The following is a 19,967-nucleotide window of genomic DNA, read 5'->3' as shown; positions in this document are numbered from 1 at the left end:
CGCCAGTAGTCCAGTTCGGCCACCCGCTCCGGGCTGACCGCTTCGCGCTCCAGCGCGTGCGCCCACGCCCGCATCGACGTGGCCGGGGCGACCAACTCGGGCGTCTGCCCGGCGGTGCGCTGCCCCCACGCGGCGACGAAGTCGGGCACCAGGATGCGCCAGGAGACGCCGTCCACCACCAAGTGGTGGGCGACGACGATCAGGCGTCCGGCGCGCTCGGCGGAATCCGGCTCGAGCCAGACGAACCGGATGACCACGCCCGCGGCGGGATCGAGCCGGTCCAGCGACTCGTCCAGTGCGGCCGAGGCGATCTCGACCAGGTCGGCGTCGGTGACGTTCGCGTCGAACTCGGTGCGATCGATCAGCGCGTCCACCGCGACCGTGCCCGGCGCGGCGGTCTCGACCACCCAGTCGTCGCCGTCGCGGCGCAGGCTCGCGCGCAGCATGTCGTGGCGATCGATGACCGCACCGACCGTCGCGGCGATGCCCGCCCGGTCGATGCCGATCGGCAGTTCCAGCGCCAGCGTCTGGTTGAACCGGCCGAACGAGCCGCGCCGCTCGGCCATGAACCGCACCACCGGCGTCAACGGCATAGCGCCGATGCCGCCGCCGGGCGGCTCGGCCAGCGTCGTCGCCGACGCCTCGGCCGCCTCGGTGGTCTCCGCGACCGAGGCCAGCCCGGCCACGGTGCGCTGCTCGAACACGTGCCGCGGCGTGAACACCACGCCGCGCGCCTTGGCCCGCGACACCAACTGGATGGAGACGATGCTGTCGCCGCCGAGCGCGAAGAAGGAGTCGTCCACGCCGACCCGCTCCACGCCGAGCACCTCGGCGAACACTTCCGCGATGGTCTGCTCGACCGGCGTGCGCGCCGCGCGGAACACGACCTCGGTCGCGAACACGGGCTCCGGCAGCGCCTTGCGGTCCAGCTTGCCCACCGGGGTGAGCGGCACATGGTCGATCACCATGATCGACGAGGGCACCATGTAGGCGGGCAGGCGCTCCTCGACGTGCGCGGTCAGCGCCGCGACGTCGATCGAATGACCTTGCGCGGCAACGACGTACGACACCAGCGACACGGCGCCCGCGGCGCTCTTGTGGCCTACGGTGACGGCGAAGTCGACGGTCTCGTGCGAGGCGAGCGCGGCGTCGATCTCGCCGAGTTCGATGCGGAAACCGCGCACCTTCACCTGGAAGTCGGAGCGGCCTACGTATTCGACAACTAGGGATTCGACTCCTCCAGCGGGCGCGGAGCCCGCGGAGTGCCCGACCCGGGTCCAGCGCACCACGTCGCCGGTGCGGTACATCCGCGCGCCGGGCACGTACGGGTTGGCGACGAACCGTTCCGCGGACAGGCCGGGGCGGGCGTGGTAGCCACGCGCCAGCTGGACGCCCGACAGATACAGCTCACCCGCGACACCCACCGGAACGGGCCTGAGCTGGGCGTCCAGGATCAGCGACTGCATGCCGCGGGTCGGGCCACCGATGGTGACCCGGTCGCCGGGCGCGAGCGCGTCGCTGATGTTGGTCATGATCGTGGTCTCGGTCGGGCCGTAACCGTTGTGGAAGCGGCGGCCCGAACCGTCCGGCGCGCCACCCCACTTGGTGACCAGATCGGCAGGCACGGCCTCGCCGCCCGCCACGATCACCCGCATGCCTGCCAGCGCGGCCGAATCCAGCGACGCGAGCACCGACGGGGTGATGAAGGCGTGCGTGACCCGCTCGGCGCGGATCAGCTCGGACAGTTCCTCGCCGCCGTACACGCCCGGCGGGCAGACCACCAGGGCGCCGCCGCGGCCGATCGCGAGCAGGAACTCCAGGATCGAGGCGTCGAAGCTGGGCGAGGCGAAATGCAGTGCGCGCGTGTCGGAGTCGACGTCATAGCGGGCGTTCTGCTCGTCGCGGAAGTTCGCGAGACCGGCGTGGGTGACCACGACGCCCTTGGGCACGCCGGTGGAACCGGAGGTGTAGATGACGTAGGCGGGGTGCTCCGGCCGCACCGGGCGCACCCGATCGGCGTCGGTCACCGGGGCGCTGTCGAACCCGTCGAGATCCAGCTCGTCGAGTACCAGCCACTCGACCGATTCCGGCAGTTCGGCGCGCACCGACGCCACGGTCAGGCCGATCGGGGAACCGGAGTCGGTGACCATGTGCGCGATGCGGTCGGCCGGATAGGCCGGGTCGATCGGCACGAACGCGCCACCGGACTTCGACACCGCCCACTCGGCGAAGTACGACTCGTCCGAGCGCGGCACGGCGATCGCCACCAGATCCTCGGTGCCGATACCGCGCTCGATCAGCAAGCGGGCCAAGCGGTTGGACCGCGCGTCCAGCTCGCCATAGGACACACTTCTCCCCTGGAACACCACGGCGGGCGCCTCGGGATCGATGGCGGCGGCCTCGGCGATCAGGTCCGGCAGCGTCCGCGCGGGCGTGGCGGGCGCGCCGGTGCGCGCGACCAGGTCGGCGCGCTCGGCGGCGTCGAGCACGTCGATCGCGCCGACGGCGACCGACGGATCGGCCGCCACCGCAGCGAGCACGCGCTCCCAGCGATCCACGATGGCCGCGGCGGTCGACTCGTCGAACAGCTCGGTGGCGTAGGTGAGCGCCAAAGCCATGGCGCCGGAACCGGTTTCACCACGCTCGGCGAGGGTGAACTGCAGGTCGAAGCGCGCGACGTTCTCTTCCAGGTCCAGCGCGGACACCGAAAGCCCCGGCAGTTCCAGGGTGGTGCGCTCCAAGTTCTGGAACGCCAGCATCACCTGGAACAGCGGGTTGCGGGCCTGCGAGCGCTCCGGCGCGAGCAGTTCCACCAGCCGCTCGAACGGCACGTCGGCGTTGCCGTAGGCGTCCAGGTCGGTGCGGCGCACCCGGCCGAGCAGGTCGGCGAACGACTCGCCCGGCTCGATTCCCGTGCGCAACACCAGCGTGTTGACGAACATGCCGACCAGGTCGTCGAGCGCGGCCTCGCCGCGGCCCGCGACCGGGGTGCCGACCGCGACATCGTCGCTGCCCGACAGCCGCGCCAGCAGCACCGCCAGCGCGCCGTGCATCACCATGAACAGCGACGCGCCGCGCTGCCGCGCGATCTCCTCGAGCGCGGCGACCAGTTCACCGGACAGCTCGCGGTGCAACGTCGCGCCGCGGTGCGAGGCGACGGCCGGACGCGGACGGTCGGTGGGCAGGGCCAGCTCGTCGGGGATGTCGTCGAGCGCGTGCCGCCAGTAGGCGACCTGCTTCGCCAGCAGGGAGTCGGAATCGTCCTCGGACCCGAGGATCTCGCGCTGCCACACCGCGAAGTCGGCGTACTGCACCGCCAGCGGCGCCCAGCCGGGAGCGCTGCCGGTGCTGCGCGCGGTGTAGGCGGCCATCACGTCGCGGGTCAACGGTCCCATCGAGAAACCGTCGGCCGCGATGTGGTGCACCACCACGACGAGCACGTGCTCGTCCGGCCCGGCCGCGTACAGCCGGGTGCGCAGCGGAACCTGTTCGGCCACGTCGAATCCGGTGGTGACGAACTCGGTCACCGTCTCGATCAACCGCGCCGGGTCCACCGCCACGGGACGCAGATCCAGGGCGATGTCCTCGGCGGGCACGATCACCTGGACCGGGGTGCCGCCGTGCTCGGGGTAACGGGTGCGCAGCGATTCGTGCCTGCGCACCACATCGGCCACCGCCAGCCGCAGCGCTTCGACGTCCAGCGCGCCGGTGAGCCTGATGGCGATCGGCAGGTTGTAGGCCGCCGAGGAGGTGTCGTACTTGTTCAGGAACCACATGCGCTGCTGCGCGAACGACAGCGGCACCAGTTCGCCCGCCGCGCGCTCGCGGGCGACGAGCCGGGCGCGGGCCGCGCCGTCGGCGTGCGATTCCACCCGAGCGGCGAGCGCTTCCACCGTCGAGGCCTCGAACAGGGTGCGCACCGCGACCGTCGTCCCCAGCGCCGCGCCGATGCGGGCGACCACCCTGGTCGCGATCAGCGAGTTGCCGCCGAGGTCGAAGAAGTCGTCGTCCACGCCGACCCGCTCCAGGCCGAGCACGTCGGCGAACACCGCCGCCACGGTCTCCTGCACCGGCGTGACCGGCGCGCGGAACGCGCGCGAGGTCGCCGTCGGGGCGGGCAGCGCGCGACGGTCCAGCTTCCCGTTGACGGTCAGCGGGATCCATTCCAGCCGCACCACGGCCGAGGGCACCATGTAGGCGGGCAGTTGCGCGGCCGCGCCGTCGCGCACCGCGTCCAGCACGGGCTCGGCATCCGGCTCGGACACCACGTAGGCGACGATCCGCTGATCGCCGGGCTGGTCCTCACGCACGATGACCGCGGCTTGGGCGATGCCCGGCTGGGCGAGGATCGCGGACTCGATCTCGCCGAGTTCGATGCGGAAGCCGCGCACCTTCACCTGGTCGTCGGCGCGGCCCAGGTACTCGAGTTCACCGAAGCGGTTCCAGCGGGCGAGGTCGCCGGAGCGATACAGCCGCCCACCCGGCGTGCCGCCCATCGGGTCGGCGACGAAACGGGTCGCCGACAGATCCGGGCGTCCGAGGTAGCCACGCGCCAATTGCGGGCCCGCCACGTACATCTCGCCCGCGACGCCGACCGGCACCGGGCGCAGCCTGCTGTCGAGGACGTACACCCGCAGACCGGCGATGGCGCGGCCGACCACGCTGCCGGAGGCGGCGGCGACGGTCGCGGCGTCCAGCGCGCGGTAGGACACGTGCACCGTGGTCTCGGTGATGCCGTACATGTTGACCAGCAGCGGCGCGGTGCCAGCCGTCGCGCCGGTGCCGTCGCCGTGGCGCGCCACCCAATCCGACAGCCTGCGCAGTTCCAGCGCCTCACCGCCGAACACCACATACCGCAGCGCCAGCGGCGCGGCGTCGGGCGCGGCGTTCCGGTCGGCCTCGGCCAGCTGGTAGAACGCCGACGGGGTCTGGTTGAGCACCGTGACCCGCTCGGCGCGCAGCAGTTCCAGGAACTGCTCCGGCGAGCGCGAGGTGTAGTAGTCGACCACCACGAGGGTGCCGCCGAACAGCAGCGGACCCCACAGCTCCCACACCGAGAAGTCGAAGGCGTAGCTGTGGAACAGCGTCCACACGTCGTCGGGTCCGAAACCGAAGTCGCGGTCGGTGTTCGCGAACAGCCGCACCACGTTGCGGTGCGCGACCGCGACGCCCTTCGGGCGGCCGGTCGAGCCGGAGGTGTAGATCACGTACGCGACGTTGTCCGGCGTGAGCGCGGAGTTGCGGTCGGCGTTGGTGATCGGGGCGTCGTCGGCGTCCTCGACGTTGCCGGTCTCCACCGCGAACCCGTCGAGCACGACCGACGGCAGCCCGGCGGGCACCTCGACCTGCACAGTGGAGTCGAGCACCACGCTGGTCGGCCGGGAATCGGCGAGCACGTAGGCGATGCGCTCGGCCGGGTAGGTCGGGTCCACCGGCACGTAACCCGCGCCGGTCTTCACCACCGCCAGCAGCGCCACGACCAAATCCAGCGACCGCGGCAGGATCACCGCGACCAGCGTCTCCGGCCCCGCGCCGTCGCTGATCAGCCTGCGCGCCAGCACATTCGCGCGCCGGTCCAGCTCGGCGTAGGTCAGCGTCTCCACGCCGAAGCGGGCCGCGACGCGATGCGGATGCGCGGCCACCGCCGCGTCGAACAGCCCGACCAGGGTGATGTTCGGATCGGCGAACAGCCCTGCGACGCTTTCGGAACCCGACGACACCCAGCGCTGCGAGACGTCCAGCCGCTCGCCCTCGCCGAGCAGATCGATATCGCCGATCGCCGCCCGCGGATCCTCGGCGACCCCGCGCAGGATGCGCACGAAACGATCCGCGAACGCGGCCACGGTCTCGGGATCGAACAGCTCGGTGGCGTAGTTCCACGACAGCGTCAACCCGCCGTCGGCGGCCTCGCCCACGGTGAGCTGCACGTCGAATTTCGCGGTGCCCGGATCGAACTCGACCGCGGCGACCTCGACGCCGCCGGGCAGCGCGACCGCACCGAGAGCGGCCGCCGAGGCCGCCTCGAAGGTCAGCGCGACCTGGAACAGCGGGTGGTGCGCCTGCGAGCGCGCCGGGCTGAGCACGTCCACCAGCCGCTCGAACGGCACGTCGGCGTTGGCGAAGGCGGCCAGGTCGGTGCGGCGCACCTGCTCGAGCAGCTCGTCGAAGCCGGCGCCCGGCTCGACCTGGCTGCGCAGCACGAGCGTGTTGACGAACATGCCGACCACGTCGTCGAGCGCGCGTTCACCGCGGCCCGCGATCGGCGTGCCGATCGCGACGTCGGTGCTGCCCGACAACCGGCCCGCCCACACCGCCAGCGCGGCGTGCACCACCATGAACAGCGTCACGCCGCTGGCGCGCGCCAGCTCGGCCAGCGCCTCGTGCACCTGCGCGTCGACCGAGAAGTTGTGCGTGCCACCGGCATTGGAGGCGATCTCCGGCCGGGGCCGGTCGGCGGGCAGCTCGATCTGATCGGGCAGGTCACGCAGTTGCTCGGTCCAGTAGGCGATCTGCCTGGCCGCGACGGACTCGGCGTCGTCCTCGGCGCCGAGCACCTCGCGCTGCCACAGCGCGTAGTCGGCGTACTGCACCTCGAGCGGAGCCCAGGACGGCACCTCGCCGCGAGCGCGCTCGGTGTAGGCGAGCACCACATCGCGCAGCAACGGCCGCAGCGAGAAACCGTCCGCGCTGATGTGATGCAGCACCAGCACCGCGACGTGCTCGGTCGCCGACAGCGACAACAGGCTCGCCCGGAACCCGATCTCGGCGGTCACGTCGAAGCCGACGCTCGCCAGCTCCACGATCCGCGCGGGCAGCGCGTCCGCGGCGACGGGCTCGGCGACCAGGTCGAAGGCGACCTCACCGACCGGCAGCACGTGCTGGTAACCAGTGCCCTCCACCTCGGGGTAGATCGTGCGCAGCGCCTCGTGGCGCGCGAGCACGTCGCCGATCGCCGCACCCAGCGCGTCGACGTCCAGCGCACCGCTCAGCCGCAGCGCCACCGGAATGTTGTTCACCGCGGTGCGGTTGTCGAACCGGTTGAGGAACCACATCCGCTGCTGAGCCAACGACAGCGGCACCAGCTCGGGACGCTCCCGCGCCACCAGCGGCGTCCGGCCGCCCGCTCCGGCGGCCGATTCCACCTTCGCGGCCAGTGCGACCACGGTCGACGCCTCGAACAGCGTGCGCACCGGCACCTGCGTGTTCAGCGCCTCACCCAGCCGCGCCGCCACCTGCGTGGCGACCAGCGAGTTACCGCCCAGCTCGAAGAAGTCGTCGTCCAGGCCGACCCGCTCCACGCCGAGCACCTCGGCGAAGGTCTCGGCCACGATCTCCTGCACCGGCGTGGCGGGCGCACGGAACACCTTGGCCTCGAACACCGGCTCCGGCAGCGCCCTGCGATCGAGCTTGCCGGAGGCGTTGAGCGGGAACTCGTCCAGCACCACATAGGCCGCGGGCACCATGTACCCCGGCAGCCGCGCGCCGAGTTCGGCCTTGACCGACTCGACGTCCACCACCCGGTCCGGGTCCGTCACCAGGTACGCGACCAGCTGGTCACCGGTCCGCTCGTCGGTGCGCACCACGACCACCGCCTGCGCCACCGACTCCAGCGCCGTCAGCGCCGACTCGATCTCGCCCAGCTCGATGCGCAGACCGCGCACCTTCACCTGGAAGTCGGTGCGGCCCAAGTACTCCAGCTCGCCCTTGTCGGTCCAGGCCACCAGGTCGCCGGTGCGGTACATCCGCTCGGCAGTGCCGAACGGGTTGGCCACGAAGCGCTCGGTGGTCAGATCGGGGCGGCCCACATAGCCGTGCGCCAGCTGCGCGCCCGCGAGGTACAGCTCGCCGGGCACGCCGACCGGAACCGGCCGCAGCCGCGAATCCAGCACGTACACCTGCGTGTTGAACACCGGGGCGCCGATCGGCACCGACACCGTGTCGGCCTCGGTCACCTCGTGGAAGGTGACGTCGACCGCGGCCTCGGTCGGGCCGTACAGGTTGTGCAGCCGCGCGCCGGTCAGCTCGCGCAACTTCTGCGCGGTCACCGCGGGCAGCGCCTCACCGGACGCGAAGACATTGCGCAGGCTCGTGCATTCGGCCGCGCGCTCCTCGGCGACGAACACCGACAGCATCGACGGCACGAAGTGCACCGTGGTGACCTGCTCGTCGACGATCAGCCGCGCCAGGTACGCGGGGTCGCGATGACCGTCCGGCTTCGCCACCACCAGGCGCGCGCCGACCTGCAACGGCCAGAAGAACTCCCACACCGACACGTCGAACGTCGCGGGCGTCTTCTGCAACACCACGTCGTAGGCCGCCAGGCCGTACTCGGCGTGCATCCACACCAGACGGTTGACGATCGCCGCGTGCGAGACAGCGACACCCTTCGGGCGGCCGGTCGAACCGGAGGTGAAGATCACGTACGCGGTGTTGGCCGGACGCAGCGGCTTGTGCCGGTCGGCGTCGGTCAGCGGCCCGTCGGAGAACTCCGACAGGTCGAGCTGATCGATGCGTACCTGCCGGGAAACCGTGGTCTCCAGGTCCGAACCGGAGGTCAGCACGCACACCGGGCGCGCGGTCTCCAGGATGTAGTCGATGCGCTCGGCCGGATGGTCCGGATCCAGCGGCACGTACGCGCCGCCCGCGGCGTTCACCGCGTACATGCCGACCACCAGGTCGATCGAGCGGCGCATGCCCAGTGCCACATACGATTCCGGGCCGACGCCGTTGACCTTGAGCCAGCGCGCCAGTCGGTGCACCCGGCGGGCGAACTCGAGATATGTCAGCGTCGTTTCACGACTCGGTGAGGGGTGGTGGTCGGGCGACGGGTGGGCCGGACCTGTCCCCTCGAACGTCACCGCTGGACTGTCCGGGGTGCGCGCGACCTGGGCCTCGAACAGCGAGACCAGGGTCGCGGCGGCGTCGCCGACCGGCGAGGTGAGCGCGGCGTCGACCGGGAATTCGGTGGCGTTCCAGCGCTCGATCACCAAGGCGCGCTCGGCGTCGTCGAGCAGGTCGATGTCGCCGACGGTGACCGACGGATCGGCGGCGATGCCGTGCAGCACGCGCACGAACCGCTCGGCGAACGTCCCGGCGAACACGCCGTCGAACAGGTCGGTGGCATAGACGAGCTCGGCGTCCATCGCCGTCTCGGCCCCGGGGACCTCGCTGAGTGTGAGCTGCAGGTCGAACTTCGCCGTCGGCTGGTCGATGCCCAGCTCGGAGACGGTGAGACCGGGCAGTTCCAGCGCGGTGCGGCCGAGGTTCTGGAACGACAGCATCACCTGGAACAGCGGGTGCCGCGCCTGCGAACGCGCCGGGTTGAGCACCTCGACCAGCCGCTCGAACGGCACGTCCGCGTGCGCGAACGCCTGCAGGTCGCGTTCGCGGACCCGGGCGAGCAGATCGGCGAACGGCTCGGCGGTGTCCACCTCGGCGCGCAGCACCAGGGTGTTGACGAACATGCCGACCAGATCGTCGAGCGCCTGCTCACCACGACCGGCGACCGGGATGCCGATGGCGATGTCCTCGGAGCCGCTCAACCGCGCCAGCAGCGCGGCGAAGGCGCCGTGCACCACCATGAACAGCGTGCTGCCGTGCGTCTGCGCGACCCGGTTCAGGTCTTCGATCAGCTCGCCGGGCACCCGGAACCGATAGGTGCCCGCGCCGTAGGAGGCGACGGCGGGCCGCGGACGACCGGCCAGGCGCAGTTCGTCGGGCAGCCCGGCCAGCGTCTCGCGCCAGTAGTCGAGCTGCTCGGAGATCAGCGAGGTCGGGTCGTCCTCGGAGCCGAGCGTGTCGCGCTGCCACAGCGCGAAGTCCACGTACTGCACCGCCAGCGGCGGCCAGCCCGGCTCAGCCGCCGAGGTCCGCGCCACGTAAGCGGTCATCAGGTCGCGCACCAGCGGACGCATCGAGAAGCCGTCGGCCGCGATGTGGTGCACCACCACGACCAGCACGTAGTCGTCCGGGGCGAGCCGGTAGGCGCGCAGGCGCACCGGCGGCTGGGCGGTCACGTCGAAGCCGCGCTCGACGAACTCGTAGAGCACGCCGAGCAATTGCCCCTCGGCCACCTCGACCACGTCCAGCTCGGGAATCGCCCTGGTGGCGTTCAACACCCGTTGGTAGGCCACGCCGTCGCGAGACGGGTAGATGGTGCGCAACGACTCGTGCCGTCCGACCACGTCGGCGACCGCGCCGCGCAGCGCGTCCAGATCCAGCGCGCCTTCCAGCCGCACCGCGGCCGGGATGTTGTAGGTGGCGGAGGCCGCGCCTGATGTGGTCGCTGCGCTCCCGATGTCGAAGCGGTTGAGGAACCACATGCGCTGCTGCGCCAGCGACAGCGGCGGATGCTCGGGACGCACCTGTGCCGTCAGCGCCTGGCGCGCACCGCTCCCCGCGTGCGACTCGATCCGCGCGGCGAGCGCGCCCACGGTCGGGGCCTCGAACAACACGCGCACGCCGACCTCGGTGTTCAGCGCGGCGCTGACGCGGGCGGTCACCTGGGTGGCGACCAGCGAGTTGCCGCCGAGCTCGAAGAAGTCGTCGTCCACGCCGACGCGCGGCACGCCGAGCAGGTCGGCGAAGATCTCCGCGACGATCTCCTCGATCGGAGTCGAGGGCGCGCGGAACACCCTGGCCTCGAACACCGGAGCGGGCAGCGCCCTGCGGTCCAGCTTGCCGGAGGCGTTCACCGGGAAGGCGTCCAGCACGACCAGCGCGGCCGGGACCATGTAGCCCGGCAGCGCCGCGGCCAGCGCGGACTTCACCTCGTCGATGTCCACGGCCACATACGGTTCGCAGACCAGGTAGCCCACCAGCTGATCGCCCGCGTGCGCGTCGGAGCGCAGCACGACCACCGATTGCGCGATACCCGGCTGCGCCAGCAGCGCGGCCTCGATCTCGCCCAGCTCGATACGCAGACCGCGCAGCTTCACCTGGAAGTCGGTGCGGCCCAGGTAATCCAGTTCGCCGTCCGGCGTCCAGGCCACCAAGTCACCGGTGCGGTACATCCGCTCCCCCGGCGCGCCGTACGGGTTGGCCACGAATCGGTCGGCGGTCAGGTCCGAGCGGCCCAGGTAGCCGAGCGCCAGCTGATCGCCCGCGAGATACAGCTCACCCGCGACACCCGGCGCGACCGGGTGCAGGCGGCTGTCCAGCACGAAGACGCGGGTGTTCCACACCGGGCGTCCGATCGGCACCGACACCGTATCGGCCTCGGTCGCCTCGTGGTAGGTCACGTCGACGGCGGCCTCGGTCGGGCCGTACAAGTTGTGCAGCCGCGCGCCGGTCAGCTCGCGCAGACGCTGCGCCGTCTGCGCGGGCAGCGCCTCACCGGAGGCGAAGACCTGCCGCAGCCGCGGCGCGGGCAGTCCGTCGCCGTTCTCGTTGCCGAGCGTGGAGACGAAGACCGAGAGCATCGACGGCACGAAATGCGCCGTGGTGATCTGCTTCTCGGCGATGATCTGGGACAGGTACACCGGGTCGCGGTGCCCCTCCGGGCGCGCCACGACCAGCCTGGCCCCGGTCTGCAACGGCCAGAAGAACTCCCACACCGACACGTCGAACGTGGCGGGCGTCTTCTGCAACACCGCGTCATCGCGACCGATCGGGTACTCGTGCTGCATCCACAGCAACCGGTTCACGATCGCTTCGTGGCTGACCGCGACACCCTTCGGGCGTCCGGTCGAACCGGACGTGAAGATGACGTACGCGGTGTTCTCCGGCCGCAGCGGGCGCGTGCGCTCGGCATCCGTGATCGGCGCGCCGCTGGTCTCGGCGAAACCGGGCACGCCCTCGATGCCTTCCACCGACAGCGCGGTCACCGCGGGCTGCGGGTCCAGGCCGAATCCGTCCGCCGAGCGGTACAGGATCATCCGCGGGCGGGCGGTCTCGATGATGTAGTTGATTCGGTCGGCGGGCTGATCCGGGTCCAGCGGCACGTAGGCCGCGCCGGTCTGCACCACCGCGTACATCGCGACGACCAGTTCGGTGGAACGCCGCAGCGCCAGCGCCACCAGCGATTCCGGGCCCACGCCCGCGCCGATGAGCTGGCGGGCGATGCGGTTGGCCCGCTCCTGGAACTGGCGGTAGGTCAGCCGCTCGCCTTCGAAGTCCAGCGCGATCGCGTCCGGCGTCGCCGCCGCCTGCGCGTCGAACAGCGAGACCAGCGTCGCGACCTGGTCCACCGGATGTCCGGTGTCGTTCCAATCGATCAGCACCCTGGCGCGTTCCTCGGACGCGAGCAGGTCGATGTCGCCGATCGGGACGTCCGGGTCGGCGGTCACGGCCGCGAGGATGCGGTCCAGGCGCCGGGCGAACGCCGCGACGGTCGGCTCGTCGAAAAGATCCAGGGCGTAGGAGAATTCGGCCGACATGCCCGCCGAATCGCCGTGGTCGTCCTGGGTCTCCGACAGGGTCAGCTGCAGGTCGAACTTGGCCAGCCGCGCGTCGTAGTCGATGCCGTTGACCGAGAGACCGGGCAGTTCCAAGCTGGCCTGCCGGGTGTTCTGGAAGGTCAGCATCACCTGGAACAGCGGGTGCCGCGCCTGCGAACGCGCCGGGTTGAGCACCTCGACCAGGCGCTCGAACGGTACGTCGGCGTGCGCGAAGGCGTGCAGGTCGGTCTCGCGGGAGCGGGCGAGCAGGTCGGCGAAGCTCATCGCGCCGTCCACCTCGGTGCGCAGCACCAGGGTGTTGACGAACATGCCGATCAAGTCGTCCAGCGCGGCTTCACCGCGACCGGCGACCGGGGTGCCGATGGCGATGTCGCTGGTGCCGCTGGCGCGGGCGAGCAGGACCGCCAGCGCGCTGTGCAGCACCATGAACAGCGACGCGTTGTGCCTGCGGCCCAGCTCGATCAGGGCGCGCTGCGTCTCGCCGGAGATCACGAACGGGTAGGTGCCGCCGCGGTAGGAGGCGACGGCCGGGCGCGGCCGGTCCGACGGCAGCGTCAATTCGTCGGGCAGATCGGCCAGTTCGCGCGTCCAGTACCGGATCTGGTTGGCGATCAGCGAACTCGGGTCGTCCTCGGAGCCGAGCACCTCGCGCTGCCACAGCGCGTAGTCGGCGTACTGCACCGGAAGCGCCGACCACGCGGGCGCCTCCCACGACGTGCGCGCGGCGTAGGCCACCATCACGTCACGGGCCAGCGGGCCCATCGACCAGCCGTCGGCCGAGATGTGGTGCACCACCATGCCCAGCACGTACTCGGTCTCGCTGATCTCGAACAGCCGGGCGTGCAGCGGCACTTCGCTGGTCACGTCGAACGCCATCGACGCCAGCTCGACCAGGTGATCGATCAGGTTGTGCTCGGTCACCCGCACCGGGGTCAGGTCCGGCACGATCTGCGCCGCGTCCAGCACCACCTGCACGGGGCCGGTCTTGGTCTCCGGGAACACCGTCCGCAGCGACTCGTGCCGATCGATCACGTCGATGACCGCGACCTGCAACGCGGCGATGTCCAGATCGCCGGACAACCGGATCGCGACCGGGATGTTGTTGACCGCCGAGGAGGTGTCGAAACGGTTGAGGAACCACATGCGCTGCTGCGCCAGCGACAACGGCACCTGCTCCGGACGGTGCCGGGCCACCAGAGCCTTGCGCGCGCCGTCCCCGGCGTGCGACTCCACCCGCGCGGCCAGCGCCGCGACCGTGGACGCCTCGAACAGCATGCGCACCGGCACCCTGGTGTCCAGCGCGATGCCGAGGCGGGAGGCCACCTGGGTGGCGATCAGCGAGTTGCCGCCCAGCTCGAAGAAGTCGTCGTCCACGCCGACGCGGGAGATACCGAGTACCTCACCGAAGATCTGCGCGACGATCTCCTCGATCGGCGTGGTCGGAGCGCGGAATTCGCGCACCTCGAACACCGGCGCAGGCAGCGCCTTGCGGTCCAGCTTGCCGGAGGCGTTCAGCGGGAACGCCTCGAGCACCACGATCGCCGAGGGCACCATGTACGCGGGCAGCGTGCGGTGCAGCGCGTTCTTGATGCTGTCCAGGTCGACGGGACCGCCGCCGGTGACCACGTAGGCGACCAGCTGGTCGCCCGCGACGGTGTCCATGACCAGCACCACGGCCTGGGTGACGGCCGGATGGTCGAGCAGGGCGGTCTCGATCTCGCCGAGCTCGATGCGCTGACCGCGGAACTTCACCTGGAAGTCGGTGCGGCCGATGTACTCCAGTACGCCCGCGCTGCCCACCTCCGGATCGCGCGGACGCACCCAGCGCACCAGGTCGCCGGTGCGGTACAGGCGGGAGCCGGGCGGGCCGAACGGGTCGGCGACGAAGCGCTCGGCGGACAGGTCGGGACGGCCGTGGTAGCCGCGGGCGGTCTGCACGCCGCCGAGGTACAGCTCGCCGGGCACGCCGACCGGAACCGGGGCGAGGCCCTCGTCCAGCACGTAGGTCTGCGCGTTCCACACCGGGCGGCCGATCGGCACCGACGTGGGCGCGACCTCGTTGAGCTGCCAGGCGGTGGCGTGCACGGTGAACTCGGTCGGGCCGTACAGGTTGTGCACCGCGGCGGTGGAGAACTGCCGGAACGCGGTGACGGTCGCGGGCGGCAGCGCCTCACCGGCGACCAGAACCGCGCGCAGCGAGGCGCATTCGGCTGTGTCGGCGGACCCGGCGAACACCGACAGCATGGACGGCACGAACGAGGTCATGGTGACCCGGTGCCGTCCGATGATCTCCGACAAGTAGATCGGATCGCGGTGGCCGTCCGGCGCGGCGATCAGCATGCGGGCGCCGACGGCCAGCGTGCCGAACAGCTCCCACACCGACACGTCGAAGGTGACCGGCGTCTTCTGCAGGATCACGTCGGCCGGGCCGATCCGGTATTCGGCGGTGATCCAGGCGATCTGGTTGACCACCGACGCGTGGCTGACCGCGACGCCCTTGGGGCGGCCGGTGGAGCCGGAGGTGTAGAGCACGTAGGCGGTGTTCGCGGCGCGCAGCGGGGCGCGGCGCTCGGCGTCGGTGACGGGCTCGTCGCCGAATCCGCTCAGGTCCAGGGTGTCCAGCGTCAGCACCGGGATGTCGGCGGCGGTGACGTTGTCGCCGGTGGTGGTGAGCACGCACACCGGAGACGAGCTGTCGAGCACGTATTCGGTGCGCTCGGCCGGGTGGTCGGGGTCGATCGGCACGTAGCCGCCACCGGCGGTCAGCGTGGCGTAGATCGCCACCAGCATGTCCACCGAGCGGCGGATGCCGACCGCGACCAACGTCTCCGGGCCGACGCCCGCGTCGATCAGCTTGCGCGCCAAGCGGTTCACCCGCGCGGCGAACTCGGCGTAGGTCAGCTCGATCGGCGCGCCGAACTCCTCCGCGCCGCGCGTGCCGCCGTCGAACAGGACGGCCGGGTCGTCCGGCCTGCCCCGCACCTGCTCTTCGAACAGCTCGAGCACGGTGGCGGCGGGCACGTCGTGCCCGGTGTGGTTCCACTCGGTCAGCACCCGGGCGCGCTCGACCTCGTCGAGGATCTCGATGTCGCGCACCGTGGTTCCCGGCGCGGCGACGGCGGCTTCCAGCACGCGCAGGTAACGGCGGCCGAACTCGGCGACGGTGGGCGCGTCGAACAGGTCGGTGGCGAAGGAGATGACCGCGCCCATGCCTGCGGGCTCACCGTTCGCGCCGCGTTCCTCGGTGACCGTCCATTGCAGGTCGAACTTGGCGATGTCGACCTCGAGCTCGTCGGCGGTGACCGAGAGCCCGGGCAGTTCCAGGGTCGCGTGCGACATCTCCTGGAACGACAGCATCACCTGGAACAGCGGGTGCCGCGCCTGCGAGCGGGTCGGGTTGAGCACCTCGACCAGCCGCTCGAACGGCACGTCCGCGAACGCGAACGCGGCGAGATCGGTTTCCCTGGTGCGGCCGAGGAATTCGGCGAACGACTCGCTGCCGTCCACTTCCGAACGCAGCACGAGCGTGTTGACGAACATGCCGATCAGGTCGTCGAGCGCTTGCTCGCCGCGCCCGGCCACCGGGGTGCCGATCGCGATGTCGCTGGTGCCGGACAACCGGGCCAGCAGCACGGCCAGCGAGGCGTGCATGACCATGAAGAGGCTGACGCCCTGCGCGCGGGCCAGCGCGACCAGCCGCCGGTGCAACTCGGCGTCGATGTCGAAACTCACCCGGCTGCCGTGGAAGCTCTGCACCGGCGGGCGCTGGCGGTCCGCGGGCAGGTCGAGCTGATCCGGCAGACCCGCCAATGCCCTACGCCAATAGGCGATCTCGCGCGCCGCCATGGACGCGGGATCGGATTCCGCGCCGAGCAGCTCGCGCTGCCACACGCTGAAGTCCTGGTACTGCACCGGCAGCGGCGCCCAGCTCGGCGCCTCGCCCGCGCTGCGGGACAGGTAGGCGGCGGCCACGTCGCGCGCCAGCGGGCCGAAGGAGAAGCCGTCGGCCGCGATGTGGTGCACGACGAACGCCAGCGCGTAGTCCGCCGCGCCGTTGCCACGCCCGCCGGTGACCGCGAAGACCCGCACCCGGATCGGCAGCTCGGTCGAGACGTCGAAGCCGCGCGCGGCGAATTCGGCCAGCGCGCCGTGCAATTCGGCCTCGTCGATCGGCTGCACCTCGATGCCCAGATCGACCTGGTCGACCGGGAGCACCTGCTGGTAGCCGCCGTCGCCGGACTCGGGGAAGATCGTGCGCAGCGACTGCTGCCGCTCGACCACGTCCAGCAGCGCCGACTGCAACGCTTCCAGGTCCACCTGGCCGCGCAACCGCACCACGAACGGCAGGTTGTAGGTCGGCACGGTCGGGTCGAACTGGTTGATGAACCACATTCGCTGCTGTGCCAGCGACAGCGGCACCCGCTCCGGCAACCGCTGGGCCACCAGCGGCGGACGCGATTCGCCCACGGGCGCGGCGTTTTCCGCGCGCGCGGCGATACCGGCGACGGTCGGGGTCTCGAACAGCGCGCGCACCCCGATCTGGGTGCCGAACGCGGCGCCGATGCGCGCCACCACCTGGGTGGCGACCAGCGAGTTGCCGCCCAGGTCGAAGAAGTTGTCGTCGATGCCGACGCGGTCCTGGCTGAGCACGTCGGCGAAGATGCCAGCCACGATCTGCTCGGCCTGGGTGCGCGGCGCGCGGAAGTCGCCGGCGTCGGCGCTGAACACCGGCTCCGGCAGCGCCTTGCGGTCCAGCTTGCCGCTGGTGTTGAGCGGGAAGGCGTCCAGCACCATGATCGACGCGGGCACCATGTAGCTGGGCAACTGCTCGGCGGCGAACCTGGTCAGCTCCACCGGTTCCACGCTGTGACCGGGAGCGGGCACGACGTAGGCCACCAACTGCTGACCGGTCGCGGTGTCCACCACCAGCACGACGGCCTGGCTGACCGCGGGGTGGGCGAGCAGATCGGTCTCGATCTCCCCCAGCTCGATGCGCTGGCCGCGGAACTTCACCTGGAAGTCGGTGCGGCCGATGTATTCCAGCGTGCCCGCTTCGTTCCAGCGCACGAGGTCGCCGGTGCGATACATCCGCTCACCCGTGCTCGACAGCGGGTTCGCGACGAAGCGATCCGAGGTCAAGTCGGGACGGCCGCGGTAGCCGCGGGCGAGCTGACGCCCGCCCAGGTACAGCTCACCGGGCGCGCCGATCGCGGCCGGGCGCAACCGCGAATCCAGCACGTAGACCTGGACGTTCCACTCCGGGATACCGATCGGCACGGTCACCGTGTCGGCGGCCGTCGCCTCCCAGTAGGTCACCGAGACCGCGGCCTCGGTCGGGCCGTACAGGTTGTGCAGCCCCGCGTCGGTGATGGCGCGGAAGCCCGCCGCGGTCTCCGGCGGCAACGCCTCGCCGATCACGAAAACCGCTCGTAGCGTGGCGCATTGGGCCTGCGTGGCGTGTGCGACGAACACCGTCAGCATGGAGGGGACGAAGTCGGTCACGGTGACGCCGTGCCGCTCGATCATCTCCGCCACGTACAGCGGGTCGCGGTGCCCGTCCGGCGACGCGATGACCAGCTTCGCGCCCACCATCAGCGGCAGGAAGTAACCCCACAGCGACACGTCGAACGTGGTCGCGGTCTTCTGCAGGTACACGTCTTCGGCGGTCAGCCGGTACTCGTCGAGCATCCACAGCTGCTGGTTGACGATCGCGTGGTGGGTGACCGCGACGCCCTTGGGGCGGCCGGTCGAACCCGAGGTGTAGATGACGTAGGCGGTGTTGTCCGGACGCAGCGGGGCCAGGCGGTCGGCGTCGGTCACCGGGTCGGCGGAGTACGCCGAGGTGTCCAGGGTGTCGATCTCCACCCGCCGCACCGCCTGCGGCAGCTCCAGCTCGTCGGCCGAGTGCGTCAGCACGCACACCGGCGCGGCGCTGTCGAGGATGTAGGCGGTGCGCTCGGCCGGATGATCCGGATCGATCGGCACGTACGCGCCACCGGCCTTCAGCACCGCGTGCATGCCGATCACCAGCTCCAGCGAGCGGCGCATGCCCAGCGCGACCAGCGACTCCGGGCCCACGCCGTCGGCGATCAGGAAACGAGCCAGCCGGTTGACCCGCGCGTCGAACTCCGCGTAGGTCAGGGTTGTGCCCTCGAAGTCGAGGGCGATGTTGTCCGGGGTCCGCGACATCTGCGCGTCCAGCAGCGCCGCGAGCGTGGTCTCCGGAACGTCCTGCTCGGAGTCGTTCCACTCCAGCAGCGTCCGCTCACGCTCCTCGGCGGTGGCGACCGGAAGCCCCCACACGCCGGCGTCCGCCTCGGCGGCGAGGAAGCGATCGAAGAACTCCAGGAACCGGCCGTGGTGGCGGCGCGCCTCGTCCTCGGTGTAGAGGTTGGGGTTGGTCTCGAAGTCGATGTGCGATCGCGTGCCCGCGACCGACTGGTAGAAGTTGACGCCGAGATCCTCGATGCTGCCGGTCGACAGCACGCTGAGCTGGCCGACCATCGGGCCGAGCGCGATCTCGTCACCGAACAGCATGATGTTGACCCACGGCCCGAAGAACTCCGTGGTCACCACACCGTCACCGGCCGCGTCGCGGCGGATGTCCTCGTGCCGGTACCGCTGGTGCCGCAACGCGCCGGACACCTCGACCGCCACCTGCTTGAGCAGCTCCGACACCGTCGTGTCGTGGCCCACGTGCAGCCGCAGCGGCACGATGTTCGACGACACGCCGCCCGAGCGGCGCATCGCCGCGGTGGTGCGCGCGGTCACCGGCAGGCTGAGAATGACGTCCTCGACGCCGTTCCACTGCGCCAGATACGCGGCGAAACCGGCCAGCAGCAGACCGGCGGGCGAGGAATCGTGCCGCGCGACCGCCGCGTCCAGCAGGGTGTTCTGCTCGTCCGACAGCGCGGCGCTGGCGATGCCGTTGATCGCGGCGGGCGGCGCGGAACGGCCGGTCAGGCTGGTGCCTTCCTCCAGCCCCGCTACCCGCTGCGCCCAATACTCCTTGTCGGAGGCGAAGCGGGAACTCTCCCGATAGGCGATCTCCTGCTCATACAGCGTGTGCAGGTCGGTCGCCTTGGAAACAGCCGGTTCGACCCCGTCGACATAGGCGGTGTAGAGCTCAGCGATGCGATTCACATAGGTCATCGCGCCGAAGCCATCGAGCGCGACGTGATGCGAGCGGGAATACCAGTACCAATGATCGTCGGCCAGCTGCAGCGCCGCGACCTTGATCAACCGGTCGTTCAGCAGGTCGAACGGACGGCTGTACTCCGCGCGCATCCACGCCATCGCGGCGGCGGCCGGATCGGCCTCGCCGCGCAGATCGACGTACACGACCTTGTCGTAATCGGCGATCGAGTGGTCGACGAACTGCAGCGGCTCGCCATCGCGCTCGACGATCCGCAGGAACCCGGAACCCAACTCGTGCGACGCGTCGATGCTGGCCCGCTCGAGCACATCGACATCCAGCTCACCGTGCAGGTCGACGTACTGCGCGATCGTGACCGGCACCTGCGGGTCGACGTGCTGCGCGTACCAGATGCCCAGCTGAGCGGGAGACAA

The 19,967-nt window shown here is 71.0% G+C and carries 1 protein-coding gene (running past one end of the window); it reads right to left on the bottom strand.

Annotation, left to right across the window (positions count from 1 at the left end):
* Positions 1 to 19,967 carry the 5' end (the start) of a non-ribosomal peptide synthase/polyketide synthase gene (locus ABZ824_RS15650; protein ID WP_356963772.1) on the bottom strand. Its footprint begins 23,704 nt before the window's first position, so the window shows 19,967 of its 43,671 coding nt (coding positions 1-19,967); it begins with the start codon at positions 19,965 to 19,967; its stop codon lies beyond the left edge, outside the window.

The organism is Nocardia sp. NPDC047038, assembly GCF_040644075.1.
GTDB lineage: Bacteria > Actinomycetota > Actinomycetes > Mycobacteriales > Mycobacteriaceae > Nocardia > Nocardia sichangensis.
The sequence above is the reverse complement of the archived record's forward strand: the minus strand, read 5'-3'. Positions and strand labels throughout refer to the sequence as shown.